At 64.1% G+C, this 25,711-nt stretch carries 21 protein-coding genes; 9 read left to right on the top strand and 12 right to left on the bottom strand.

Features of this window, described 5'->3' with window-relative positions:
- Nucleotides 1-2: 2 nt before the first annotated feature.
- On the bottom strand, nucleotides 3-905 hold the full coding sequence (locus tag FJ942_RS08380) for a histone deacetylase (RefSeq protein ID WP_140564791.1): 903 nt from the start codon (nucleotides 903-905) through the stop codon (nucleotides 3-5).
- A 228-nt stretch (nucleotides 906-1,133) separates the two neighbouring features.
- Here FJ942_RS08380 and FJ942_RS08375 point away from each other — a divergent pair, with 228 nt between their 5' ends.
- Complete coding sequence (locus tag FJ942_RS08375) at nucleotides 1,134-2,396, top strand: MATE family efflux transporter (RefSeq protein ID WP_224518988.1); 1,263 nt, start codon at nucleotides 1,134-1,136, stop codon at nucleotides 2,394-2,396.
- Here the strand turns inward: FJ942_RS08375 and FJ942_RS08370 are convergent.
- Both FJ942_RS08370 and FJ942_RS08365 read right to left on the bottom strand, forming a co-directional pair.
- Nucleotides 2,389-3,468 (bottom strand): quinone-dependent dihydroorotate dehydrogenase, encoded by a 1,080-nt coding sequence (locus FJ942_RS08370; protein ID WP_140564790.1) that lies wholly within the window; start codon nucleotides 3,466-3,468, stop codon nucleotides 2,389-2,391. The genes FJ942_RS08375 and FJ942_RS08370 overlap by 8 nt on opposite strands.
- On the bottom strand, nucleotides 3,465-3,815 hold the full coding sequence (locus tag FJ942_RS08365; protein ID WP_140496591.1) for a DUF952 domain-containing protein: 351 nt from the start codon (nucleotides 3,813-3,815) through the stop codon (nucleotides 3,465-3,467). The genes FJ942_RS08370 and FJ942_RS08365 overlap by 4 nt, the downstream gene beginning before the upstream one ends.
- 107 nt (nucleotides 3,816-3,922) lie before the next feature.
- On the opposite strand from FJ942_RS08365, the gene FJ942_RS08360 reads away from it, so the two are divergent.
- Both FJ942_RS08360 and FJ942_RS08355 read left to right on the top strand, forming a co-directional pair.
- A complete protein-coding gene (locus FJ942_RS08360; protein ID WP_140513277.1) occupies nucleotides 3,923-4,357 on the top strand; it encodes a hypothetical protein in 435 nt (144 codons plus the stop codon).
- A gap of 126 nt (nucleotides 4,358-4,483) precedes the next feature.
- Nucleotides 4,484-5,143 carry a response regulator transcription factor gene (locus tag FJ942_RS08355; protein WP_140513279.1) on the top strand — a complete coding sequence of 220 codons (660 nt, stop codon included), beginning with the start codon at nucleotides 4,484-4,486 and terminating at the stop codon, nucleotides 5,141-5,143.
- A 173-nt stretch (nucleotides 5,144-5,316) separates the two neighbouring features.
- On the opposite strand, the gene FJ942_RS08350 is transcribed toward FJ942_RS08355, so the two are convergent.
- On the bottom strand, nucleotides 5,317-8,823 hold the full coding sequence (locus tag FJ942_RS08350; protein WP_140897475.1) for a PAS domain-containing hybrid sensor histidine kinase/response regulator: 3,507 nt from the start codon (nucleotides 8,821-8,823) through the stop codon (nucleotides 5,317-5,319).
- 222 nt (nucleotides 8,824-9,045) lie between these two features.
- Here FJ942_RS08350 and mscL point away from each other — a divergent pair, with 222 nt between their 5' ends.
- Both mscL and FJ942_RS08340 read left to right on the top strand, forming a co-directional pair.
- Nucleotides 9,046-9,468, top strand: a complete 423-nt coding sequence (gene mscL / locus FJ942_RS08345) for a large conductance mechanosensitive channel protein MscL (RefSeq protein WP_140496583.1) — start codon at nucleotides 9,046-9,048, stop codon at nucleotides 9,466-9,468.
- 110 nt (nucleotides 9,469-9,578) lie between these two features.
- Nucleotides 9,579-10,745 carry a pyridoxal phosphate-dependent aminotransferase gene (locus tag FJ942_RS08340; protein WP_140897474.1) on the top strand — a complete coding sequence of 389 codons (1,167 nt, stop codon included), beginning with the start codon at nucleotides 9,579-9,581 and terminating at the stop codon, nucleotides 10,743-10,745.
- A gap of 74 nt (nucleotides 10,746-10,819) precedes the next feature.
- Here FJ942_RS08340 and hemA read toward each other — a convergent pair whose 3' ends face one another.
- Entirely contained in the window at nucleotides 10,820-12,097 is a 1,278-nt protein-coding gene (gene hemA / locus FJ942_RS08335; RefSeq protein ID WP_140523996.1) for a 5-aminolevulinate synthase, read from the bottom strand.
- A 277-nt stretch (nucleotides 12,098-12,374) separates the two neighbouring features.
- On the opposite strand from hemA, the gene galE reads away from it, so the two are divergent.
- Together galE and FJ942_RS08325 are read left to right on the top strand one after the other, a co-directional pair.
- Entirely contained in the window at nucleotides 12,375-13,370 is a 996-nt protein-coding gene (gene galE, locus FJ942_RS08330; protein WP_140666500.1) for a UDP-glucose 4-epimerase GalE, read from the top strand.
- A gap of 107 nt (nucleotides 13,371-13,477) precedes the next feature.
- On the top strand, nucleotides 13,478-14,728 hold the full coding sequence (locus tag FJ942_RS08325) for a D-amino acid dehydrogenase (protein WP_140764074.1): 1,251 nt from the start codon (nucleotides 13,478-13,480) through the stop codon (nucleotides 14,726-14,728).
- Nucleotides 14,729-14,744: 16 nt separating this feature from the next.
- Here FJ942_RS08325 and FJ942_RS08320 read toward each other — a convergent pair whose 3' ends face one another.
- The 7 genes from FJ942_RS08320 to FJ942_RS08290 form a co-directional block, all read right to left on the bottom strand.
- A complete protein-coding gene (locus FJ942_RS08320) occupies nucleotides 14,745-16,121 on the bottom strand; it encodes an FGGY-family carbohydrate kinase (RefSeq protein WP_140897473.1) in 1,377 nt (458 codons plus the stop codon).
- On the bottom strand, nucleotides 16,118-16,435 hold the full coding sequence (rhaM, locus tag FJ942_RS08315; protein ID WP_140496569.1) for an L-rhamnose mutarotase: 318 nt from the start codon (nucleotides 16,433-16,435) through the stop codon (nucleotides 16,118-16,120). The genes FJ942_RS08320 and rhaM overlap by 4 nt, the downstream gene beginning before the upstream one ends.
- Nucleotides 16,435-17,430, bottom strand: coding sequence for an ABC transporter permease (locus FJ942_RS08310; RefSeq protein WP_140513291.1), 996 nt, complete (start codon nucleotides 17,428-17,430; stop codon nucleotides 16,435-16,437). The genes rhaM and FJ942_RS08310 overlap by 1 nt, the downstream gene beginning before the upstream one ends.
- Nucleotides 17,427-18,404 carry an ABC transporter permease gene (locus FJ942_RS08305; protein WP_140564780.1) on the bottom strand — a complete coding sequence of 326 codons (978 nt, stop codon included), beginning with the start codon at nucleotides 18,402-18,404 and terminating at the stop codon, nucleotides 17,427-17,429. Before FJ942_RS08305 ends, FJ942_RS08310 begins: the two co-directional genes overlap by 4 nt.
- Entirely contained in the window at nucleotides 18,401-19,942 is a 1,542-nt protein-coding gene (locus FJ942_RS08300) for a sugar ABC transporter ATP-binding protein (protein ID WP_140897472.1), read from the bottom strand. The genes FJ942_RS08305 and FJ942_RS08300 overlap by 4 nt, the downstream gene beginning before the upstream one ends.
- An 81-nt stretch (nucleotides 19,943-20,023) precedes the next feature.
- Nucleotides 20,024-21,019: a rhamnose ABC transporter substrate-binding protein gene (gene rhaS, locus FJ942_RS08295; protein WP_140496561.1), complete on the bottom strand. Its 996-nt coding sequence runs from the start codon at nucleotides 21,017-21,019 to the stop codon at nucleotides 20,024-20,026.
- Between the two features lie 58 nt (nucleotides 21,020-21,077).
- Entirely contained in the window at nucleotides 21,078-21,881 is an 804-nt protein-coding gene (locus tag FJ942_RS08290; protein ID WP_140580371.1) for a DeoR/GlpR family DNA-binding transcription regulator, read from the bottom strand.
- A 187-nt stretch (nucleotides 21,882-22,068) separates the two neighbouring features.
- Here FJ942_RS08290 and FJ942_RS08285 point away from each other — a divergent pair, with 187 nt between their 5' ends.
- Nucleotides 22,069-24,171 carry a bifunctional rhamnulose-1-phosphate aldolase/short-chain dehydrogenase gene (locus FJ942_RS08285; protein ID WP_140897471.1) on the top strand — a complete coding sequence of 701 codons (2,103 nt, stop codon included), beginning with the start codon at nucleotides 22,069-22,071 and terminating at the stop codon, nucleotides 24,169-24,171.
- A gap of 87 nt (nucleotides 24,172-24,258) precedes the next feature.
- Complete coding sequence (gene rhaI / locus FJ942_RS08280; RefSeq protein ID WP_140560849.1) at nucleotides 24,259-25,551, top strand: L-rhamnose catabolism isomerase; 1,293 nt, start codon at nucleotides 24,259-24,261, stop codon at nucleotides 25,549-25,551.
- Nucleotides 25,552-25,711: the final 160 nt, after the last annotated feature.

Here is a 25,711-nt window from a genome sequence, read left to right as displayed (position 1 = left end):
GGTCAGGCGTAGTCCGCCGCCGCCTCGAACAGAATGGCGTGGCGCGCCGCGAGCGCGGCTACGTCGGTAGAATAGCCGCCGCCGATGACGCCGCATAGCGCGATGCCGCGCGAGCGGAAGTGACCGATGACCATGGCGTCGCGGGCACGAAGCCCGTCGTTTGAAAGCGCCAGCCTGCCGAGCCGGTCCTCGACATGGACGTCGACGCCGGCATTGTAGAAAACGATGTCCCAGCGCGCATGGGCGGACAGCTCCGGCAAGATGGCGATCAGCCTTTCGAGATAGGCGGCATCGCCCGTGCCGTCGGGCAGTGCGACATCGAGGTCGGAGGCGATCTTGCGCGCGGGATAGTTGTGCTCGCCATGCATGGAGAAGGTGAACACGCGCGGATCGCCGGCCAGGATGTCCGCCGTGCCGTCGCCCTGATGCACATCCAGATCGACCACGAGTATGTTCCGCGCCGCGCCTTCGGCGAGCAGCACCAGCGAAGCGACGGCGACGTCGTTGAAGGTGCAGAAGCCCGCGCCTTGCGCGCGCCGCGCATGATGGCTGCCGCCGGCGGTGTTGCAGGCAATGCCGTGGCGCAAGGCCAGCCGGGCCGCCAGCACGGTGCCGCCGGTGGCGAGTTGGGCGCGCAGCGAGACGCGCGGGCCGACCGGAAAGCCGATCTCGCGTTCGATCTTTTCCGGCACCGAACAGCTGATGACCTGGTCGACATAGTCAGCCGCATGGGCACGCTTCAGCCATGGTGCGGGTGCCGCTTCCGGCATGCTGAGCGCCCCCTGCATGGCCAGTCCGCGTGCGCGCAAGGCCTCCATCAGCAGCGGATATTTGCTCATCGGAAAGCGATGGTTGACGGCGAAGCCGGCGTCGTAGTCGGGATGATGGACGATCTGGAGGGACATGGACCGGATCCGGCGGCTCGCGCCAGACCGGAATTTCGGTTGGCCGCCATGGCAAGGGTGGATTGCGCGGTGGCCGGAAAATGGGGCACACCGGCTGTTCGATCAAGCCGCAATCAGCAAGGCAGCAATTCTTTGGAGAAGGGTGCAATCCCAGCCGACGCCGGATCCCCAATCGTTCCCGGATCCTTTGTCGTCACCAACCGCACGGTGCTCGTCATCGCCGTGCCGATGACGCTCGCCTACCTGACGACGCCGCTGCTCGGCATGGTCGATACGGCTGTTGTCGGACAGCTCGGCGACGCCGCCTTGCTTGGCGGCCTGGCGGCAGGCGCACTGGTCTTTGACGTCGTCTTCACCACCTTCAATTTCCTGCGCTCCGGCACCACCGGTCTGGTCGCCCAGGCTTTCGGGCGCAACGACGCGCTGGAGGAACAGGCGGTGTTCTGGCGCGCGGTGCTGATCGCTGTTGTCGCCGGCATCGTGCTGGCGGCGCTTTCGCCGCTGATCGCGGCCGGCGGGCGGTGGTTCATGGATGCCGGGCCGCGCGTCAGCGAGGCGATGGGCGTCTATATCGGCATCAGATTGCTCGCGGCACCTTTCTCGCTGATCAACTACGCCATTCTCGGCTATGTCCTCGGCCGAGGCGAGGGCGGGCTCGGGTTGGTGCTGCAGCTGGTGCTGAACGGCATCAACATCGCGCTCTGCATCCTGCTTGGCCTGGAGCTTGGCTGGGGCGTCGCCGGCGTCGCATGGGCAACCGTCACCGGCGAATTCCTGGCCATGTTACTTGGCCTCGCCATCGTCATCAGGCGGTTCAGGGCAAGTCCGCCCGTGCCACGCCAACGCCTGCTCGACATGAGCGCGTTCCTGCGCATGCTGTCGCTCAACCGCGATATCATGATCCGCTCGTTCTCGCTGCTTGCCGCCTTTGCGCTGTTCACCCGCCAGGGTGCGCAATTCGGCACGGTCACGCTGGCCGCCAACGCCGTGCTGATGAATTTTTTCCTCGTCGCAGGCTATTTCCTCGACGGTTTCGCCACCGCCGCGGAACAGCTCGCCGGCCGCGCCGTCGGTGCGCGGGCTGAGCACCCGTTCCGGCGCGCGGTGCGGTTGACCCTGTTCTGGGGTTTCGGATTGGCGGGTGCCGCAACCCTGGTGCTTCTGCTGGCCGGTGCCAATCTGGTTGCCGTCGTCACCACGTCGCAGGAAGTCCGCTCGGTGGCCGACACCTACCTGCCCTGGGCGGCCTTCACCGCACTAAGCGGCGTGCTGGCTTTCCAGATGGACGGCGTCTTCATCGGCGCGACCTGGTCGCGCGACATGCGCAACATGATGCTTTTGTCTTTCCTGGCCTTCGCGGCCGCGCTGATTACGCTGGCGCCCGCTTTCGGCAATCATGGCCTGTGGGCGGCATTGCATGTCTTCCTGCTGGTGCGTGGCCTCAGCCTGCTGGCCATCCTGCGGCTGCGGCTGCGGACGGCGTTCAGTTGAGCGGCCTTGAAACCCATTGGTCGAGATGGCGGTCGCGCAAGTCGCTGATGGACTTGAGCCGTTCCGTCTCGGCGAAATGCGCCATGCCGGCGACGATGCGCCCCGGCAGCGCCGGCCCGGCATAGATCATGCCGGTGTAAAGCTGGACGAGATCCGCGCCTGCGCGGATCTTCTCGAGCGCCGTCTCGGCGGAGTTGACCCCACCCACGCCGATGATGGCCATGTCCGGCCCCAGCAGCCTGCGCATACGGGCCAGCACGATGGTCGAGCGCTCGAACAGCGGCCGGCCGGAAAGCCCGCCGGTCTCGCTTGCCGCGCCGCTGGAGCGTAGCGCCGGGCGAGAAATGGTGGTGTTGGAGACGATGATGCCGTCTATGGCGTTGTGGGTGACCTCGGCGGCGATGTCTTCCAGCTCGGCTTCGACCAGGTCCGGCGCAATCTTGAGAAACACCGGCGGCTGCCTTGCCGCCGCCGCGCGCGCGGCCATGACGCGCGACAGGAGCTCGCCAAGCTGTTCGCGCGCCTGCATGGTGCGCAGGCCGGGCGTATTGGGCGAGGAAATATTGACGGTGAGATAGCTGGCGTAAGGCGCGAAGCGGATGACACCGCGCTCATAGTCGTTGACGCGGTCGGCGCTGTCCTTGTTGGCGCCGATGTTGACGCCGACGATGCCGGAGCGCTCCTCGCGGCCGACCAGGCGTTTCTCGGCGGCCGCATGGCCTTCATTGTTGAAGCCGAGCCGGTTGATCACCGCTTCATCCGCCGGCAACCGGAAGATGCGCGGCTTCGGATTGCCAGGCTGCGGCAGCGGCGTCACCGTGCCGACCTCGGCAAAGCCGAAGCCGAGGCCGAGAAGCGCATCGGGCACCTCGGCATTCTTGTCATAACCGGCAGCCATGCCGAGCGGATTGGGAAAATCGAGGCCGCAGAGGCTGACCTTCAGCCGTGCGTCGCGCGCCGTCCGTGCGCCGACCGGCAGGCCGCAGCGCAGCGCCGCGATCGACAGGCCATGCGCGGTTTCCGGGTCGAACGTGAAGAGCAGCTTCTGGCCAATCCGGTCGAGCACGCTCATTCGGCCTCCAGCGCCGGGAACTGGTGGGTGCCGTCGGCGCCGAGCGGCAGCGGCCGAACCCACAGCACGGCTTTCAGGTCGAGCACGCCGTAGAGGTGCGGAAACAGCGCGCCGCCGCGGGAGGCCTCGTATTTTAGCGCATCGCCCAGGCTGGTCCCGTCGATGGCGACCAGCAGAAGCCCCGCCTGGCCGGCAAAATGTTTCGCCGCCGTCTCTTTGACCTGTGCCGCCGTGGAGAAATGGATGAAGCCGTCGGCGACATCGATCGGCGCTCCGGTGAAGCGGCCGTTCGCTTCGGCCTCGCGCCAAGGCCCTTCCGGGGTTATCTTGTAGATAATCTGAGACATGGTTGCGCTATAGTCCGAACCAGCCGTGCGGGGAAGGCCGTGCCAAGGATCTTCCCCATTTCCGGCGCAAACATGCGATATCTCAGGCTTTGGCCATGGAGGACAACATGCGTCTGCAGCACATCTTGATCCCCGCCGCGCTCGTTTCGCTGGTCGCGGCGTCCGCCTTTTCCGAGGAGGCCGACCGCTACCGTCTGGAGAAATCCGCCAACGGCTATGTCCGCATGGACACACAGACGGGCGCGATGTCGATCTGCGAGGAGCGCTCCGGCCAACTCGTCTGCAAGATGGCGGCCGATGAACGCGCTGCCTTCCAGGACGAGGTCGATCGCCTGCAAACCTCGATGAAAGCCATGGACGAGCGCGTCACCAGGCTCGAGAATTCGCTCTCGGCCCGCCTCGAATCGACATTGCCGAGCGAGGAGGATTTCAACAAAACGATGAGCTACATGGAGCGTTTCCTGAAGGGCTTCATGGGCATCGTCAAAGATATGGACAAGGACAGCGGCGACGGCGCCAAACCCAACTCGCAGAAGACCTGAAGACAGGCCGTCTGGGGAAATCCGGTGCGCCGGCTTTGCTGCTTGAAAACAGCGCGAAGCGCCTCATAATCGTTGCATCAGGTCCCGAGAAAACAGAAGACCATCAAGGGATCCGGGGAGGGATATTTGCCATCAGGCTATTCTTTCGTCATCGCCGACGATCACCCGCTGTTTCGCGGTGCGTTGCGCGAAGCGCTTGCCGGCATCGGCAATGTCACCGCTATTCACGAAGCCGGCGATTTCGAAAGCGCCAAGGCGCTGGTCGTGGCCAACGAGGAGGTCGATCTGGTGCTGCTCGACCTGTCGATGCCGGGCGCGAGCGGCCTTTCCGGCCTGATCTCGTTGCGCGGCATCCATCCGGCGGCGCCGCTGGTGGTGGTCTCCGCCCATGACGACCCGGCGACCATCCGGCGCGCGCTCGACCTCGGCGCGTCCGGTTTCATCTCCAAATCGGCCAGCATGGAGGAAATCCGCGACGCCGTGCGATCGGTCCTTGCGGGCGATATCGCGGCACCGGCCGGCATCGATCTCGGTGTCGAGCGCGATCCCGAAATATCGGACCTGATCAAGCGCTTGCAGGCGCTCACGCCGCAGCAAACCCGCGTGCTCGGCATGCTGGCGGAAGGCCTTCTCAACAAGCAGATCGCCTATGAGCTCGGCGTCTCAGAGGCGACGATCAAGGCGCATGTCTCGGCGATATTGCAGAAGCTCGGCGTCGACAGCCGCACCCAGGCGGTGATCCTGCTGTCCAAGATCGGCAGCGATCCGCTGCAGCCGGTGAGCTGAGCGCCCGAACCTGGCGGATGGTTATGCGGATGTCGGCCCGGCGACCAGTTTTTCGGAAACGCCTCGCCCGTCGGCAGAGATAGAAGCCATGCCGAAGCGATGGCCGACATGTTTTGCGCCTATCTCGAAGCCTGGGCGCCGTCGGCGGGGCCGAAATGAAGCAGATCTGACAGTTACTCCGCCGCCGGCGCCAGCGGCCTGACCCTGGCCATCATCGAGCGCAGCACGGCCGGTTTGAGCGGCTTGTTGATCACCGGGACGTCGAGCCCGGCCGCCGCCGTGCGTACCTCGTTGGAACGGTCGGCGGTGACCAGCACGGCGGGCAGGTCGTCGCCGTGGATCGCTCGCAGCCCGACGATGGCGTCGAGGCCGGTTTCGCCATCGAGATGATAGTCGGCAAGGACAATGTCCGGGCGGCGGATCGCGATATCCCGGTTCGTTATGCCGGACACGGTCTCGACGGCGCAGCCCCAGCCTTCGAGCAGCAGCCGCATGCCTTCCAGGATGCGGGCGTCGTTGTCGATACACAGCACGCTCAGTCCGGCCAGCGAAGCCGCCGCGCGGGCCGGCGCCCTGGTTTCGACCTCGCGTTTCGGTTCCTGCACGGCCGCCACCGGCAGGATGACGGAAAAGCGCGTGCCCTTGCCCGGATTGGAGAAAATACGGATTTCAAGCCTCAGCACCCGCGCGATGCGATCGACGATCGAAAGGCCGAGGCCGAGGCCTTCGGCCTCGCGCGCGCCTTCGTCCAGCCGGGTGAATTCGCGAAACACCGTGTTCAGCTTGTCGCCGGCAATGCCGATGCCAGTGTCGATCACCTGGATTTCCGCCAGTTCGCCGCGCCGCCGCACGCCAACCAGGATGCGGCCGTGACGTGTGTATTTGATGGCGTTGGAAACGAGGTTCTGGATCAGGCGACGCAACAGGTTGCGATCCGTCATCACTGTCAGCGACGAGGGCATGATCGTCAGCTTGAGTTGCTTTTCCGCGGCAAGCGGCCGGAAATCATTGCCGATCTGGCGCAGCAATGCGTCTAGGTTGAAGGCCGTGTCGTCCGGTTTCATGGCACCGGCATCGAGGCGGGAAATGTCGAGCACGGCGCCCAGAATGGTCTCGACCGATTCCAGCGAGGAGTCGATGTTGACCGCGGCCTTGCCGGCCGGGCCCTTGCCGGCCTTTTCGATCAACGACGAGCAGTAGAGCCTGGCGGCGTTGAGCGGTTGAAGGATGTCGTGGCCGGCCGCGGCGAGGAAGCGCGTCTTGCCCAGATTGGCCTCCTCGGCAAGCATCTGCGCCTGCGCCAGTTCCTCGTTGACCCGGGTCAACTCCTCGTTGACCCTGGTCAGTTCGATGGTGCGGGTCTTCACCCGCTGTTCCAGCGACTCGTTCGCCCGCTTCAGCGCCAGGTCCTGCTCGACGCGGCCGGAAATGTCGGCATAGGTGGCGACGATGCCGCCGTCCGGCATCGGGTTGGAGCGCAGCTCCAGGATCCGGCCGCTGGTCTTCAGTTCCATCTGCCAGGGGCTGACGAAGCTGGTCAGCCGGTTGAGCATCGTCACCCGCTGGTCGGTCGGGATATCGCCGCGCTCCGCCAGATGGCGCAGGATCTGGTCGAGCGAGACGCCGACCTGGCCCATGTCGTCGGGCAGGTCGAACAGCTCGCGGTACTGGCGGTTCCAGCAGATCAGCCGGAAATCCCGGTCGAAGACGGTGATGCCCTGTTCCATCTGGTCGAGCGCGATCTGCAACAGGTCGCGATTGTGTTGCAACGCTTCCGTGGCGTCGTCGAGCAGCCGGAAGGCATCCCTGGATTCGCGGTCGTGGCGGCGAAACAGCAGCGACAGGATCAGCCGCGCCGACGAAGAGCCGACGGCGCTGGCCAAAAGCTGCTCGGAAAAGCGGATGACGTCCATGCTGGCTTGCTCATTGCCATGCAGGATGACGTTGGTGGTCTTTTCGAAGGACTGGAACGACCGCTCGGTGCGCTGCACGCCGAGATAGCGCGCGATGGTGTCCTTCAGGTCGTTGACGGTGACGGCGGTGCGGAAACGGCGCAGGCTGGGCATCGGCCCGGCTTCGCGCGGCACGAAGATCGACGCCTGGATGCGCTCCAGCGGCACCGCGGCGCGCGACAGCGAGCCCAGCACGAAAAACAGTGCGTTGATCGACAGGCTCCACAGCACGCCGTGGTTCAACGGCTCCGCAACGGTGCCGAACAGCGCCTGCGGCCGCAGCGCTTCGAAGCCGAACAGGCCATGCACCAATATGCCGGTTTCGGGCGCGACGAGCGATGGCAACAGCAGCGTGTAGCCCCAGATCAGGATGCCGGCGACCATGCCGAGGGCCGCGCCCCTGCCATTGGCGCCGCGCCAGATCAGCCCGCCGATCAGCGCCGGCGCGAATTGCGCGATCGCCGCGAACGACATCAGGCCGATCGACGACAGCCGCGCGCTGTCGGTGCTCTCGCGGTAGTAGAGGAAGGCGATGAAAAGCATGATGAAGATCGATGCCCGCCGCACGTTGAGGATGAGCGTCGACCAGTCCTCGTTTTCGGAAGACGTCGTCCTCAGCAGCCGCCGCACGAACAGCGGGATGATGAGGTCGTTGGAGATCATGATCGACAGCGCCACGCTCTCGACGATGACCATGGCGGTGGCCGCCGACAGGCCGCCGATGAAGGCAGCCATGGCCAGGAAATCGTGACCGCCGAACAAGGGCAGCGACAGCACATATAGGTCGCTGCTCGTCTTCGTGCCGACCAGCGACAGTCCGGCGAAGGCGATCGGCAGCACGAACAGGTTGATCGCCACCAGATAGAGCGGAAACACCCATGTCGCGGTGCGCAGTTCCGCCTCGCTGCGGTTCTCGACGATGGTGACGTAGAATTGCCGGGGCAGAAGGATGATAGCGAAGCCACTCAGGCAGGTCAGCACCAGCCAGGTGGCGAGTGACGTCGAATAGCTCATCGCCTGCCGCACCTGGCCGTTTTCGGCCAGCTTGCCGAACATGTCGCCGGGCCCGCCGAAGATCAGGAAAGTGACCATCAGGCCGATCGCCAGGAAGGCGGCAAGCTTGACCACGGTTTCGACCGCCACCGCCAGCACCAGCCCGTCCTGGTGCTCGGTGGCGTCGGCGTGGCGCGTGCCGAACAGCACCGCGAACAGCGCCAGCAGCATGGCGACCACCAGCGAGATGTCGCTGACGAAAGGATCGAACGAGGGCGGCGAGCCGGTGTAATGCTCGACCATCAGGCTGACGGAACCGGAGATCGCCTTCAGCTGCAGCGCGATATAGGGCACCGCGCCGATGGTCGCGATCAGCGTGGCGATGGCGGCCACGGTGAAGCTCTTGCCATAGCGCGCGCCGAGGAAGTCGGCGATCGAGGTGATCTTCTCGGTCTTGGCCAGCCGCACGAGACGGTTGAGCAAGGGAAAACCGAACACGAACACCAGCACCGGGCCGGTATAGATGCCGAGGAACTCCAGGCCGCGCTCGGAAGACAGGCCGACAGAACCGAAAAACGTCCAGGAGGTGCAATAGATGGCCAGGCTGAGCGCGTAGATGAACGGACGTGCGCGACCGGGCCCGGAGCTGGCCGAGCGGCGGTCGCCAAGGCTGGCGATGGCGAACAGAAGCGTCACATAAGCGATCGCGATGACAACGATGAACAAGCCCTGCACGGCTCGCGCTTCCTCCCTGGCCGGCTCGACGCCCGCTCACCGCACGCAACCACAGCTTGGAAGCTGAGTCCATCGCGGCGTTCGGCGCATGGACGTCTGATGATGCGGGTAAAAACAAACCGGTGCCTTGGCCCTTTTTCCGGTTTTGCAACCGGAGGTTTTTGCTATTGTGGGCTTGGCCGGCGCTGGAGAACGCGGCCGATCATGGCAAGGAGGGTCGAAATGCTGAAAGAATTCCAGGAATTCATTTCCAAGGGCAATGTGATGGACCTGGCCGTCGGCGTCATCATCGGCGCTGCTTTCGGCAGGATCGTCGATTCCCTTGTCAACGACATCATCATGCCGATCGTGGGCGCGATTTTCGGCGGGTTGGACTTCAACAACTACTTCTTCGGACTGTCCTCGAACGTCCACTCGGGCACGCTGGCGGAGGCAAAGAAAGAGGGCGCCGTCTTCGCCTATGGCAGCTTCATCACGGTCGTGCTGAACTTTCTCATCCTCGCATTCATCATCTTCTTGATGGTCAAGGCGGTGAACAACCTGCGCAGGCGCCTGGAGGCCGAAAAGCCCGCGCCTGCCGCCGCGCCGCCGCCTGCCGATGTGCAGCTTCTGACCGAAATCCGCGATCTGCTTGCCAGGAGATAGAGACATCAGGTTCTTCTGGACCAAAACCCCGGTCGTTCACGGCCGGGGTTTTTTGCTTTCGCCCGTAGTAGAACAGCCGGCATGCTATCCCTGTTGGAACGGACCTGCCCATGACCCTGATCCAGAACCTGCGCCCCGAGGCCTTGGCTGCGCCCGAAAGCGGTATCGTCGCCGTCGTCAACTATGGCAGGCTGCGCGACGGCTTGATCCCGCTCTGGGCCGGCGAGGGCGATCTGCCGACGCCGTCCTTCATCACCGATGCCGCGTCGAAAGCGCTGGCCGGTGGCGAGACGTTCTACACCTGGCAGAGGGGCATCCCCGATCTGAGGCAGGCGCTTGCCCGCTATTACCACAGGCATTTCGGCAAACACTTCGCCGAGGACGAATTCATCGTCACCGGCTCGGGCATGCATGCGATCCAGCTTGCGCTCGACGCGCTCGCCGGTGCCGGCGACGAGGTGATCTATTTGTCGCCCGCCTGGCCGAATTTCGCCGCCGCCGCCGCCATCGCCGGTGCCGTGCCGGTGCCGGTCACGCTCGATCAATCCGGCAATGGCTGGTCGTGCGATGTCGAGAAGATCGCGGCCGCCATCACGCCCAAGACCAGGGCGTTGTTCATCAACACGCCGTCCAATCCGACCGGCTGGACCGCCGACCACGAGACTTTGCGCGCCATTCTCGATCTCGCCCGGGCAAATGGCCTTTGGATCATCGCGGACGAGATATATTCGCTGTTCCACTATGGCCAAGGCCGCGCGCCGTCCTTCCTCGACATCGCGACCGCAGAGGACCGCATCCTGTTCGTGAACAGCTTCTCCAAGAACTGGGCGATGACCGGCTGGCGCGTCGGATGGATCAAGACCCATCCGAGTTTGCAGCAGGTGTTCGAGAACCTGATCCAGTATTCGAATTCAGGTGTCGCCCAGTTCATGCAGCGCGGCGCGGTCGCGGCGCTCGATGAAGGCGATGTCTTCGTCGCCGAACAGGTGGAGAGGGCTAGGAAGGCGCGCGATCTGGTCTGCGGCATTCTCGGCGCCACCGACCGCGCCCGGTTCACCGTGCCGCAAGGTGCTTTCTACCTGTTCTTCAGGGTGGACGGCATCACCGATTCGCGCAGCGCCGCCTTCGAGATCGTCGACAAGGCCAATGTCGGCCTGGCGCCGGGCACGGCCTTTGGCCCAGGCGGCGAAGCCTTCCTCAGGCTGTGCTTCCACCGCCGCCTCGACCAGCTCGAGGAGGCGGCGCACAGGCTGGCGAAGTGGATGACGACTGTTTGAGAGGTTGATGACGCCCGAATTGAAAGTCGCTCCGGCGCCCCAGACGGCCGCCGGAGTGGAGTTTCAAACGGGTTTCAGCCGCCTGACTTGGGCACCAGCAGGGGAATGATCCGGTCGGTCTTGGCCACGGAAGGTCGTCCTGCTGAACCATAGGAAATGCCGAGCGCGTCCCAGGTCTCGACCAGGGCGTCCTGCAGCTCGGCGATCAGCGCATCCGAATGGAACGGCGTCGGCGTGATGCGCAGCCGCTCCGTGCCGCGCGGCACGGTCGGATAGTTGATCGGCTGGATGTAGATGCCGTGCACGCCGAGCAGCCGGTCGCTTGCCATCTTGCAAAGCTCGGGGTCGCCAACCAGCACTGGCACGATGTGGGTCGCCGAGTCCATCACCGGGAGGCCGGCGGCGGAGAGGATCTGCTTGGTCCGCGTCGCCTGCTGCTGCTGGGCGTCACGCTCGGCCTGCGAGCGCTTGAGATGACGGATCGAGGTAGTGGCAGCGGCGGCGATGGCCGGCGGCAGCGCGGTGGTGAAGATGAAGCCCGGCGCATAGGAGCGCACGGCGTCGATGACAGCGCTCGTGCCGGTGATGTAGCCGCCCAGCGTGCCGAAAGCCTTGGCGAGCGTGCCCTCGATGATGTCGATGCGGTCGGCGAGGCCTTCCCGCTCGGTGATGCCGCCGCCGCGCGGACCATACATGCCCACGGCGTGGACCTCGTCGATATAGGTCATGGCGTTATAGCGCTCGGCGAGGTCGACGATCTCTCTGATCGGCGCGATATCGCCATCCATCGAATAGACGCTCTCGAACACGATCAGCTTGGCGCGTTCGCGGCCCGCCGCCTGCAGCAGGCTTTCCAGGTGCGCGACATCGTTGTGGCGAAAAATCTTCTTTTCCGCGCCCGAGCGCCGCACGCCTTCGATCATCGAGGCATGGTTCAACTCGTCCGAGATGATCAGGCAGTTGGGCAAAAGCCGCGCGATGGTCGAGATCGAGGCCTCGTTGGAGACAAAACCGGAGGTGAAGACCAGCGCGGCTTCCTTGTCGTGCAGGTCGGCGAGCTCATGCTCGAGTTCGACCAGCGGATTGCTGGTGCCGGAGATGTTGCGGGTGCCGCCGGCGCCCGAACCCATCCGGCCCGCCGCGTTCTGAAACGCTGCGATGACATCCGGGTGCTGGCCCATGCCGAGATAGTCGTTGGAGCACCAGACGGTGATTTCCTCTGCGCGGCCGTTGGCGCGCCAGATGGCACGCGGAAATTTGCCCGCTATGCGCTCGAGGTCGGCAAAGACGCGGTAGCGTCGTTCCGCATGGAGCTGGTCGATCGCGTCCTCGAAGAACCGCTGATAATTCATGTCGGCTTCCCAGTTTTGCGCTGGATCATAATCATTGCCCGATTGGCCGTCCACCGGCCCGTTTTGGTCAAAATGCCACGCCCCGCACCTGTTCCTAACGAGGGGCGGATCATGGCCTATTTCCTGGCGATAACGGCCTGTAGGGCGCTTTTGTTTCGACATGATGCCATATGCCGGCCAAGTCGGTTACGCAGGGTTTTATTGGTCATAGGGCGGGCTTTCCAGTAGAGCGGGTGTTGAGACAGTTTCCGATAGATCTTGAATGCGAGGACGCGGAATGACGGTTTTGGTGACAGGCGGCGCCGGCTATATCGGCAGCCATATGGTCTGGGAATTGCTGGATGCGGGCGAAAGCGTGGTCGTTCTCGACCGGCTTTCGACCGGTTTCGAATGGGCGGTGGCACCGGAGGCAAAGCTGGTCGTCGGCGACGTCGCCGACAAGGAATTGGTCGGCTCCATCATCCGCGACAACAATGTCGACGCGATCATCCATTTCGCGGGCTCGATCGTCGTTCCCGAATCCGTCGCCGATCCGCTCGGCTACTACGAGAACAACACCTGCAAGACGCGCACGCTGATCGAAACGGCGGTGCGCGAGGGCGTACCGAACTTCATCTTCTCCTCGACCGCCGCCGTCTATGGCGGCGCTGGGCTGGAACCGGTGCGCGAGGATGCCAGCCTGACGCCGGAATCGCCCTACGGCCTCTCCAAGCTGATGAGCGAATGGATGCTGCGCGATGCGGCGATCGCGCATGGCCTGCGCTACACGGCGCTGCGCTATTTCAACGTCGCGGGCGCCGATCCCAGGGGGCGCACCGGCCAGTCGACGCCGGGCGCCACGCATCTGATCAAGGTCGCTTGCGAGACGGCGCTCGGCAAGCGGCCGTTCATGCAGGTGTACGGCACCGATTATCCGACGCCCGACGGCACCTGCATGCGCGATTATATCCATGTCAGCGACCTGGCCGCGGCGCATCGCCTGGCCCTTGAGCGGCTGCGCGCCGGGGGCGCGAGCCTCGTCGCCAATTGCGGCTACAGCCACGGCTACTCGGTGCTGGAGGTGATCGAGAGCGTGCGCCGCGCCTTCGGCCATGATTTCGAGGTCAGGACGGGCGAGCGCCGCCCCGGTGACGCCGCCGCGGTGGTTGCCAATTCCGATCTCGCCCGGACGGAACTCGGCTGGACGCCGCAACGCGACGATCTCGACCAGATCGTCGCCGACGCGCTCGCCTGGGAGCGTATCCTGACGGGGAAGAATTCCGCACGCGGTTGAGCGGGTTTTCCCAAGGGCTCGCAAGCCGCTCCGGGAAGCGTTATGGAAGGCGTTCGCGGAGGGTGCGGAAGCGCGCTGCCCGGTTCGACCTTTTTTGGGGGGACGACATGAAGATAACGGTGCTCGGGGCCGGCGTCGTCGGCACGGCGGCCGCCTACTATCTGGCGAGCGACGGCCATGAGGTCACCGTCATCGAGCGTCATCCGGCGCCGGCGCGGGGCACCAGCCAGTCGAATGCCGGGCTGGTGTCGCCGGGCGATGCCACCGCCTGGGCTTCCCCGGCGGCGCTGAAGACCTTCCTGCGCGGGCTCTACAACCACGATCTCGGCATCAAGGTGCGACTGCGCTTCGATCCCTATTTTCTCGCCTGGAGTCTGCGCTTCCTGCGCCAGTGCACGGTGGCGCGCCTGCGCGCCAACACCGACATCAAGCTGCGGCTCGCGCTCTATTCGCGCGACTGCATCAATGCGCTGTCGGAGGCGACCGGCATCCACTATGACGAGCGCAAGAAGGGCATCCTCTACTTCTTCCGCTCGCAGAAGAGTCTCGACACCGGGACCGACAATTATCGCTATCTTGCCGAGCATGGCTTGCCGATCGAGATCGTCGGGCGCGACCGGCTGGTCGAACTGGAGCCGGGGCTTGCCGGGGTGAAGGACAAGATAGCCGGCGGGGTTTATTCGCCCACTGACCAGACTGGCGATTCCAAACTGTTTGTCGACAGGCTCGCCGCCTATGCGACCGAGAGGCTTGGCGCCGAGTTCCGGTTCGGCACCACGGTCGAAGGTTTCGATATCGAAGGCGACAGGGTGCGGGCCGTCATCACCTCGTCAGGCCCGGTGGCCGGCGATGCGGTTGTCATCGCAATGGGCCCGGAAAGCGGCCTACTCGGCCGCCGCTACGGCATCGACCTGCCGGTTTATCCGGTGAAAGGCTATACCGCGACGATCCCCCTGGAGGACGAAAGCAAGGGGCCGACCATGGGCGGCGCCGACGAGGACCGGCTGATCGGCTATTCCAGGCTGGGCAACCGCTTGCGGATGTCCTCGACGGCCGAGTTCACCGGCTTTGACCGAAGCTTCAAGCCCGCTGACTTCAACACCATCATCAGCACCGGCAAGGATCTTTTCCCTGGCGCCTTCGACGAGGAGAAGGCCATGTTCTGGGCGGGCCTGCGGCCGATGATGCCCAATTCCGTGCCGGTCATCGGCCGGGCCCGCTACAAAAATCTCTATCTCGACACCGGCCACGGCCATGTCGGATGGACCATGGCCTGCGGCTCGGGCAAATTCCTCGCCGACCTCGTCGCCGGCCGAAAGCCCGAGATCGATCCACAGGGGCTGGTCTATGAAGATTAGGCAAGCGGATCCGCAGTCAGCCCCGCCCTTCGACCGCCGCACGCCAGGTGCTTGCATAATCCGTCAAGGCGGGGTCGACCGGCGGTTCTTGTCTCAAGCCCTTGCCATGCGCCTCAGCCTTGTCCGATGCCAGCAACGCGGCGCCGATGCTGGTGCCGGTCGCGGCTTCGGAGGCGACGACGCTTCTGGCGGTCGCCGCCGCCAGCATGCCGACAAAGAGCCGGTTGCGGGCGAAAGGGCCTTCGACAATGGTCGGGCCGTCGGCGCCGATCAGATCGAGGCAGGTCGCCGTCATCAGCGCCAGATAGAAAGAGATGGCGGCAAAGCGCTGGCCGCTGTTCATGCCGTCAGCGTTGAGCCACGCCGCCGCACGATGCGGGAACGGTCCCGACCCCTGTTGTGTCGATGGCAGCAGCAGCGTCCTTTTTGCCAGCACGGCCCCGACGTCGTCTTCGGTCCAGTTCTCCGGCTGATCATCCGTCAGCACGGAAAATTCGCGGCCGCCCATGAAGCGCGCCGATGGCACGGGATCGCCCAGCGCGTTGACGTTGACCAGCGTATCACGCGCCGGGTCGAGCGCCACCGATCTGCCGCTGACCGACATCGACACCACCCAGGTGCCGGTCGAGACGACGCTGAAAGGCGGCGCGTCGGCGAGAAGATGCGGCAGCAGCGAGGCGTTGGAATCGTGCAGGCCGCAGAACACGGGCGTCTGCGGATCGAGCCCGATTCGCGCGGCAAGCGCCGGCAGGAGCGGGCCGAGCCGGTCCCTTGCCGGCCGCACCGGCGCCATCAACGCGCGCCAACCGAGGCGGTCGATCATCGCCGAGAAATCCGCTTTCCACGGGTTCCACAGATCGGTGTGGCAGCCGAGCGAGGTCACCTCGTTGGCGGCGATGCCGGTCAGCCGCAGCGCCCAATATTGCGGATACATCAACATCGCCGTTGTCCTGGCGAATTCCGCCGGAAAGCGCTTCTGCTGCCAGAAGAATTGCGCGCCGAGATTGAGGCCGAGCGGCAGCCGCGGCGTGCCGGTTTCAGCGAAGGGCGGACGGATCGGGTCATACTCGGCCGCGAGTTCCTCGGGGCCGTCGAATTCGTAGTCGAGCACGGGCAACACCAGCTCGCCGGAGGCCTCCACCAGAGCGCCCGTCGCGCCATGGGTGGTGATCGAAACGGCGTCGATGGTCTGTTCGCGGTTGAGATCGGCAAGACTGTCGAGGATGAAGGCCCACAGCGCCTCGACATCGTGATGCGGGTAGGGAGCTTGCCGCACCGGCGCGTTCGCCATTCGGCGCAGCGCGACCTCACTCAGAGTGGCGAGGTCGACCAGCGCCACCTTGGCGTTGGTCTTGCCGATGTCGATGACGGCGATGTGGCGCGGGGCACTCATGCCATGTGGAACATGGTTTCCAGGGGCACGGCCACCGGCTCATTGTCAGGCCTGGTCTCCATGAGGTCGGCCATGTCTGCCCACCAGCGCTGCATCACCGGATGCTTCGGCAGGTCGGCCATGCCATGGTCGTCCCGCCGCCACAGCACGCCGAACAGGATGTTGGTCTCCTCGTCGAGATGGATGGAATAGTCGGAAACCCCGGCCTGCTTCAACAGCGCGACCAGCGATGGCCATATCTCGTCGTGACGCTTCTTGTATTCCGCCTTCATGCCGGGCTTGAGCATCATCTTGAACGCGTATTTTTCGGCCATCAGCGTCCCCCGCGCAGCCGCCGCCAGACGATCGGCAGCGCGATGACGATGATCAGGAGCAGGCCGATGAAGATCGACATGACGATGCCGGGCACGTTGAGCAGGCCGAGCCCGAAGGTCACCAGCCCCATGATGAAGGCGGCGAGCACGACGCCGACAATGCTGCCTGCGCCGCCAAGGATGCTGACGCCGCCAAGCACCACCATGGTGATGACTTCCAGCTCATAGCCCTGCGCGATCGAGGGACGGGTCGAACCGAGCCGGGAGGTGATCAGCACAGAGGCGATGCCGGACATCAGCCCGGTCAGGCAGAACAGGATGAACTTGATGCGGCCGACACGCACGCCGGAAAACTGTGCCGCGACCGGATTGTTGCCGATGGCGAAGACGCGGCGGCCGAAACTCGTGCGGTGCAGCACGAACCAGTAGACGACGGCGGCGATGAGAAAGAGCACCAATTCGAACGACACCACCCACCGGACGTAACCCTGGCCGAAGAAGGCGAAGCTCTCGGGATAACCCTTGTAGGCCTGGTCGCCGAGGATGATGAAGGCGATGCCTCGAAACAGGCTCATCGTGCCGATGGTGACGACGATCGAGGGCAGGCCAAGCCTCGTGACCAGCAGGCCGTTGAAGGCGCCGCAGCCGAGCCCGACGACGATGCCGATCGCCACCAGCACCGGCGTTCCGGCGCCGGCCTGCACCGCCATGCCCATCATGGTCGAGGCCAGCGCGATGATGGCGGCGACCGACAGGTCGATCTCGCCCGAAATGATCAGCAGCGCCATGGCGAAGGCGATCAGGCCCTTCTCGGTGAAGTTGAAGGTCAGGTCCGACAGCGAATAGGGGTCGAGGAAATAGGGCGAGGCGAAGCTGTTGATGGCGAAGATGGCGAGGGCCACCACGACCAGCAGCGCTTCCCAGGAAAAGATCGCCGAACGAAACGGCTTGTCGAGCCGGTCCGGAATGTGGCGCGGGGCAGGGACGTCGCTCATGCCGCCTCCATTTTTCTCAGGATGATGCGGCCCTGCTGGCGTTCGCCGCGCGCGTTGAGCACGACGGCGAGGATGATGGCGCTGCCCGAAATCGCCATCTGCCAGAAGGGCGAGATGTTGATGACCGGCAGCGCGTTGGAGATGATGCCCAGGAACAGCGCCCCCAACACCGCGCCCCCGACCGAACCGATGCCGCCGGCAATCGAGATGCCGCCGATGACGCAAGCGGCGATGATGTTGAGCTCGTAGCCATTGGCGACCTCGACCGAGGCGATCACGTAGCGTGAGATCCAGAGATAGCCGGCGAGCCCGCCGATCATGCCGGAGATGCAGAAGACGATGAATTTCGTCCGCCCGACATCGATGCCGGCATAGACCGACGCCGTCGGATTGACGCCGATGGCATAGATCGAGCGGCCGAGCGCGGTGCGCGTCATCAGGATGAAGAACAGCGCGATGACCAGAATGGCGATCCAGGACAGCACCGGAATGCCGAGTAAGGCCGCGCGTTGGAAGCCGATGAACTCGGGGCTCATCTTGTCGGCATTGACCCAGGCGCCGCCGGAGATGACGAAGGTGGCGCCGCGATAGATGGTCAGCGTGCCCAATGTCACCACGATCGAGGGGATGTTCAGCCGCCACACCAGAAGGCCGTTGATGGCGCCGAGCACCAGGCCGACGACCAGGGCAATGACGATCAGCAGCGGGATCGGGATCGCCGGGTGAGCGGCGTTCAGCATCGCCACCACCATGCCGGTGAAGCAGAGGTTCGATGCCATCGACAGGTCGATCGAACGGGTCAGGATGACCACCATCTGCCCGAGCGCCAGGATCATCAGGATCGAGGTGTCGTTGAACACCTGGCGCAAATTGCCGGGGTCGGCGAAGGCGGGAAAACGCGTCGAGATCAGCCCGATCAGCACGACGATGGCCGCCAGCAACCAGATTTCGCGATATTTCAGCAAAGTTTTCATGCCGCGATCCCCGCCGCCGTCCGGACCAGCGTCTCGGCGTCCAGTCCGTTGTTGTCGTAGACGGCCGCGACAAGGCCCTCGCGCATGACGACGACGCGGTCGGACATGCCGAGGATTTCGGGCAGCTCCGACGACACCATGATAACCGACAGGCCTTGCGCCACCAGCTCGGCCATGAAGCCGTGCACGGCGGCCTTGGAGCCGATGTCGATGCCCTTGGTCGGCTCGTCCAGGATGATGACCTTGGGCGTGGTCGCCAGCCATTTGGCAATGACGATCTTCTGCTGGTTGCCGCCCGACAGCGTGCCGACATCCTGGCTGAGCGAGGAGGCCCTGAGGTCGAGCCGCTCGGTGTAGGAGCGGGCGAGCGAAAACTCCTCCGCCAGCCGCAGCACGCCGGATTTGGAGGTGCGTGCCAGCGACGGGAGAGAAACATTCTGGAAGATGGGCAGGCCGATCACCACGCCCTGCTTGCCGCGCTCCTCCGGCACGTAGACGATGCCGGCCTCGATCGAATCCGCCGCCGATTTCGGCGCGATCGTCTTGCCGTCCAGCGTGATCGTGCCGCCGGAGGTGCGAGTGATCCCTGAAATCGCCTGCATCACCTCGCTGCGGCCGGCGCCGACAAGGCCGTAGAAGCCGAGAATCTCGCCCTTGTGCAGCTCGAAACCGATGTCGTTGAATTCGGTGGGGTGCGACAGGCCGGAGACCGACAGCACCTGCGCGCCGATCTCGGCCTTGCGCTGTGGAAAGATGTGATCGACCGCACGGCCCACCATCATGCGCACGATCTGGCTCTGGGCGGCATCCTTGATCAGCCCTTCGCCGACCATCTCGCCGTCGCGGAACACGGTGTAGCGGTCGGCGATGCGGTAGATCTCGTCGAACTTGTGGCTGATGAACAGGATCGCCTTGCCTTCGCTCTTGAGGAACTCGATCAGCAAAAAGAGCTCTTCGATCTCCTTCATCGAAAGGGCGGCCGTCGGTTCGTCCATGATGACGATCTGCGCGTCGATCGACATGGCCCGCGCCACGGCAACGAGATGCTTGTTGGCGATGCCGAGGTCCTTCAGCCTTGCATCGGCGTCGATATGGCCGGCATGCATGGTGTCGAGCACTTCGCGCGCATTTCTGCGCATGGTGCGCCAGTCGATGGTGCCAAAGCGGGTGCGCGGCGCATGGCCGAGAAAGATGTTTTCGGCGACCGTCAGATCGTCGAACAGCACGGTTTCCTGATGGATGGCGGTAACGCCATGGCCGAAGGCGGCGTGCGCGCTGGGCAGGGTGACGTCCTGCCCGTCTATGCTGATCGTGCCCGCATCGGGCTGGTAGATGCCGGTCATGATCTTGACCAGCGTCGACTTGCCGGCGCCGTTCTCGCCGATCAGCGCCGTCACCTGGCCCGGATAGAGCGAGAGGCTGACATTGTGCAGCGCGCGCACGCCGGGAAAGCTCTTCGAGATGCCGGACAGCGTCAGGCGCGGCGTGGAGGCCAGGGGCCCGTCCTTCACCGTGCCGTGTTGGGCTGTCGTGTCCATGGTCGTATCAAGCCCTGAAACAAGGTGCGTTTGAAGTTGCGGCGGGGCGTGAACCCCGCCGCGTCAGCTTGAAGCTCCGGATCAGTAGATCTTGGAGAACTTCTCGATGTTGGTCTTGTCGAACTGGAAGGGCGGAGCCATCGCAGCCGAATTGGTGTCGTCGAGCGTCACCTTGCCGACGCGGCCGATCGACAGCGTCGCGCCGGGCTTGGCCTCTTCCTTCTTCACCGCCAGATCGTGGGCGAGGTAGACGGCGGAGTAACCGAGGTCGATCGGGTTCCAAAGAGCCACGGCCTGTGAAGCGCCGTTGTCGATGAACTTCTTGAACTCCGACGGCAGCGCGAGGCCGGTGACGTTGACCTTGCCGATCAGCTTCTCATCGGTGACGACCTGGGCAGCGGCGACGACGCCGACGGTGGTCGGCGCGATGATCGCCTTCAGGTTCGGATAGGACTTCAAGAGGCCCTTGGCTTCGTCGGTGCTCTTGGCCGAGTCGTCATCGCCATAGACGGTAGCGACGAGCTTGATCTTCGGAAATTTCTCCGGCAGCACCTTCTTGGCCGCGTCGATCCAGGCGTTCTGGTTGGTCGCGGTCGAGGAGGCCGACAGGATGGCGACGTCGCCGCCCTCCGGCAAATAGTCGGCGGCGAGCTTGATGATGGTCTCGCCGATCAGGCCGGTATCGGACGGGTTGAGGTGAAGCTGGCGGCCTTCCTTGGCGACGCCCGAATCCCAGGAGATGACGGTGATGCCGCGCTCCATGGCCTTCTTCAGCACCGGCACCAGCGCGTCGGCGTCATTGGCCGAGATGGCGATGGCGTTGACCTTTTGCGCGATCAGTGAATTGACCACCTCGATTTGCGCTTCGGCGGTCGCCTTGGTCGGGCCGGTGTAGATGATGTCGACATCGCCCAGTTCCTTGGCCGCCTCTTCGGCGCCCTTGTTGGCGGCGTCGAAGAAGCCGTTGCCGAGCGACTTCACCACCAGCGCGATCTTGACGTTCTCGGCATAGGCGGCATTCACGACCATGGCGGCGGAAAAGGCCGCCGTAACCATCAGTTTCTTCAGAAAGCTCATCGAATATTCCTCCCTTGAGCGTTGCATTCCATCGCCGCTGCGGGCGTGAGGGTGTCTCTCAGGCTTGCAGCGAAGATTCTTCCTTTGCCGACTTGCGGGCGACGATCAGCGTTACCCCCGCTGTTTCGAGCATCTTTGCCTCGCGGTCCTCGATGCCGTCGTCGGTGATGACGGTGGTGATGCGCGACAGGCCGCACAGGATCAGGCTGGAGCGTTTGCGGAATTTCGAAGAATCGACCAGCACCACCAACTCGTCGGCCTGATCGATCAGCTTCTGTTCCGCCTGGATCAAGAGCGGATCGCCTTCCATCAGGCCGAGCGGCCCGAGCCCCTGGGCGCCCATGAACATGCGGCGCGCGTAGAAATTGCGCGTCACGTCATTGTCGAAGGGCGACAGGATGATGTTCTGCTCGCGGTAGATGGTGCCGCCGGACAGCATCACCGTGTTCTTGGAGTGCTTGAGCAGGCTTTCGGCGATCGGGAAGGAATTGGTGAAGATCGGCATGCGGCGGCCGGTCAGGAAATGCACCATCTGGAAGGTGGTGGTGCCGCCGTTGATGATGATCGGCTCGCCGTCCTTGCAGAGTTCCACCGCTTCCCGCGCTATCGCCCGCTTCTGCGCGGCATTGAGCGTCTCGTTGACGGAAAAAGGCCTGCCGGCAAGGCCGATGAACTGTGGCGGCGTGATCGCCTCGGCGCCGCCGCGCACCCGGCGCAGTCGCTTTTGCACGTGCAGGGCCGCGATATCGCGCCGGATCGTCGCCTCGGAAGACTCCGTCAGGTCGACCATTTCCTGCACCGTCACCACAGGCTTTTCCTGGACGGCGGACAGAATGATCCTGTGGCGCTCTTTTTCGTGCATGGTTCCTCCCTGCATGGCCATCTGGCATTAGAAATCGCGCAGTGTCAATCATTTCCGATCATATAATTTCATTGTGCAGTGCAATATGATTGATGTTGATCGTTTGTGATTGACAAAGCCCCGCCTTGCGTAGACATTCCCGACGAAAAGAGGAGCGCACCGTCCGCGCTTCAAGGGAGGATTACCCATGCTCGACAAGCGCTCCGGCTCGCGCCTCGCCAATCTTTGGGATGATGCGAAGGCAAGGGGGATGAGCGATCCCGAGCTTCTGGTCTATCGTTCGAACACGCTCGGCTCCGACAAGCGTGTCACCAATTACGGCGGCGGCAACACATCGTCGAAAATCCGGCAACAGGATCCGCTCACCGGACAGGACGTGGAAGTGCTGTGGGTGAAGGGCTCCGGCGGCGACAGCGCTTCGATCAAGCTTGATGGTTTTGCCACGCTCTACATGGACAAATTGCGAGCCCTCAAAGGCCTTTATCGCGGCGTCGAGCATGAAGACGAGATGGTGGGTTATCTGCCCCACTGCACCTTCAATCTCAATCCGCGCGCGGCCTCGATCGACACGCCGCTGCATGCCTACGTGCCGAAGCCCTGTGTCGATCACATGCATCCCGACGCCATCATCGCCATCGCTGCCGCCAAAGATTCCAAGGCCCTGACGAAGGAAATCTTCGGCGACGCCATAGGCTGGCTGCCGTGGAAGCGGCCGGGCTTCGAACTTGGCCTGTGGCTGGAGAAATTCTGCCTCGACCATCCAGCCGCCAAGGGCGTGATCCTGGAAAGCCACGGCCTGTTCACCTGGGGCGACAGCCCGAAGGAATGCTACGAAACGACGATCTCGGTGATCAACCAGGCGATCGAGTGGTTCGAGCGGCGTTCCGAGGGCGTCGCCATTTTCGGTGGCGAAGCGGTCAAGTCGCTCGACGCCGCCGAACGCCGCGCCATCGCCGCGAAGCTGATGCCGAGGATCCGCGGCCTCATCTCGGAAAAGAGCCATAAGCTCGGCCATTTCGACGATTCCGCCGCCGTGCTCGAATTCGTCAATTCCAGGGATCTGCGCCCGCTGGCGGCACTCGGCACCTCATGCCCGGACCATTTCCTGCGCACCAAGATCCGGCCGCTGGTCATCGAGTTCGATCCGGCCAAGCCCGATGTCGATGCCGTCATCGCGCGGCTGGCCGACGACATTGCCGAATACCGCGTCGGCTACCAGGCCTATTATGACAGCTGCAAGCATGCGGACTCGCCCGCCATCCGCGATCCCAACGCCGTCGTCTATCTGATGCCCGGCGTCGGCATGTTCACCTTCGCCGGCGACAAGGCCACGGCGCGCATTTCGGGGGAGTTCTACGTCAACGCCATCAACGTCATGCGCGGCGCCTCGACCGTCTCCTCCTATGTCGGCCTGCCTGCGCAGGAAGCCTTCGACATCGAATACTGGCTGCTCGAGGATCTGAAGCTGCAGCGCATGCCGAAGCCCAAGGCTCTTGCCGGCAAGATCGCGCTCGTCACTGGCGGCGCGGGCGGCATCGGCCGCGCGACGGCGAGCCGGCTGCTGCGCGAAGGCGCCTGCGTGGTGCTCGCCGACATCGACGAGACAGCACTTGCCAGCGCCAACGACGAACTGGCCAAGGCCTATGGCAAGGATTTTGTCCGCCCCGTGGTCATCAACGTCACGTCGGAGGATCAGGTCGTCGCCGGCTTTGCCGAAACGGCGGTCGAGTTCGGCGGCATCGATATTCTGGTCTCCAACGCCGGCCTCGCCTCCTCGGCGCCGATCGAGGACACGACGCTGGCGCTGTGGAACAAGAACATGGACATCCTGTCGACGGGATATTTCCTGGTCTCGCGGGAAGCGTTCCGGCTGTTCAGGGTGCAGAAGATCGGCGGCAACGTCGTTTTCGTCGCTTCCAAGAACGGCCTTGCCGCCTCGCCGAACGCCGCCGCCTATTGCACCGCCAAGGCCGCCGAGATCCATCTCGCCCGCTGCCTGGCGCTGGAGGGCGCGGAGGCGCAGATCAGGGTCAACGTCGTCAATCCGGACGCCGTACTGCGCGGCTCCAAGATCTGGTCCGGCGAGTGGAAGGAACAGCGCGCCGCCGCCTACAAGATGTCGACCGACGACCTTGAGGAACATTACCGCTCGCGCTCGATGCTGAAGCGCTCGGTGTTTCCCGAGGACATCGCCGAAGCGATCTATTTCTTCGCCTCCGACATGTCGGCCAAGTCGACCGGCAACATCGTCAATGTCGACGCCGGTAACGCGCAAAGCTTTACGCGCTAGGCCTTCCTTCTCCCCGTTCACGGGGAGAAGGTGCCGGCAGGCGGATGAGGGGCAGCGCCAGCCGAACGAAATCTGGGAGGAACAGCAGTGTCCGAAACCATCATCTCGGCCGACGTCGTCGAAAAAAACAACGCCGCGCGCAAGGCCGACCTCGAGCGTGACTACGCCTCGCTCGGCGAACGGCTCGACCGTCGCGGCATCGCCATCGACGCGATCCGAGACAAGGTCGAGAAATTCGCGGTGGCGATCCCCTCCTGGGGTGTCGGTACCGGCGGCACGCGCTTTGCCCGTTTCCCCGGCGCCGGCGAACCGCGCGACATCTTCGACAAGATCGAGGATTGCGCCGTCATCAAGCAATTGACGCAGGCGACACCGACGGTGTCGCTGCACATTCCCTGGGACAAGGCCGACCCGAACCGGCTGAAGCAGGCGGCCTCGCGTTTCGGCCTCGGCTTCGACGCCATGAACTCCAATACGTTCTCCGACGCCAGGGACCAAAAGCTGTCCTACAAATTCGGCTCGCTCTCGCATGCCGATGCCGGAACGCGCCGGCAAGCGGTCGAGCACAATCTTGAATGCATCGAGATCGGCAAGACGCTTGGGTCCAAGGCGCTGACGGTGTGGATCGGCGACGGCTCGAACTTCCCCGGCCAGGTCAACTTCGCCAAGGCGTTCGAGCGCTATCTCGATGCCATGAAAGAGGTCTATGTCGGGCTGCCCGCTGACTGGAAGCTGTTCACCGAACACAAGATATACGAGCCTGCCTTCTATTCCACCGTCGTGCAGGATTGGGGCACCAATTGCATTATTGCCAAGGAACTCGGCGACAAGGCCTTCTGCCTGGTCGATCTCGGCCACCACGCGCCCAACGTCAACATCGAGATGATCGTGTCGCGGCTGATCCAGTTCAGGAAACTCGGCGGCTTCCACTTCAACGATTCGAAATATGGCGACGACGACCTCGATGCCGGTTCGATCGACCCCTACCGGCTGTTCCTGGTCTTCAACGAACTGGTCGACGCCGAACTGTCCGGCGCCGACGGCTTCGATCCGGCCCATATGCTCGACCAGAGCCACAACGTCACCGATCCGATCGAGAGCCTGATGCTGTCCGCGGTCGAGGTGCAGCGCGCCTACGCGCAGGCGCTGCTGGTCGACCGCAAGGCGCTTGAAGGTTTTCAGGACGGCAATGACGCGCTGATGGCAACGCAGACGCTAAAATCAGCCTACCGCACCGATGTCGAGCCGATCTTGGCCATGGCGCGGCTGAACACCGGCGGCGCCATCGATCCGGTCGCCGCTTACCGGGCGGCAGGCTACCGCGCCAAGGTCGCGGCGGAACGCCCGGCCGTTGCCGGCGGCAGCGGTGGCATTGTCTGAGGCCGAGCCCGCCCCTCATCCGGTCGCTTCGCGGCCACCTTCTCCCCGCTGGGGAAAAGAGACTGGCGCGAGCGCTGACAGCCTCCTCTCCACTAGACTAGGGAAGAGGTCGGATGGCAATCCGGGTGGGGCTCTTTCTCGTGCTCCCTCAATTGTTAGT

Source organism: Mesorhizobium sp. B2-4-2, from assembly GCF_006442845.1.
GTDB lineage: Bacteria > Pseudomonadota > Alphaproteobacteria > Rhizobiales > Rhizobiaceae > Mesorhizobium.
The sequence above is the reverse complement of the archived record's forward strand: the minus strand, read 5'-3'. Positions and strand labels throughout refer to the sequence as shown.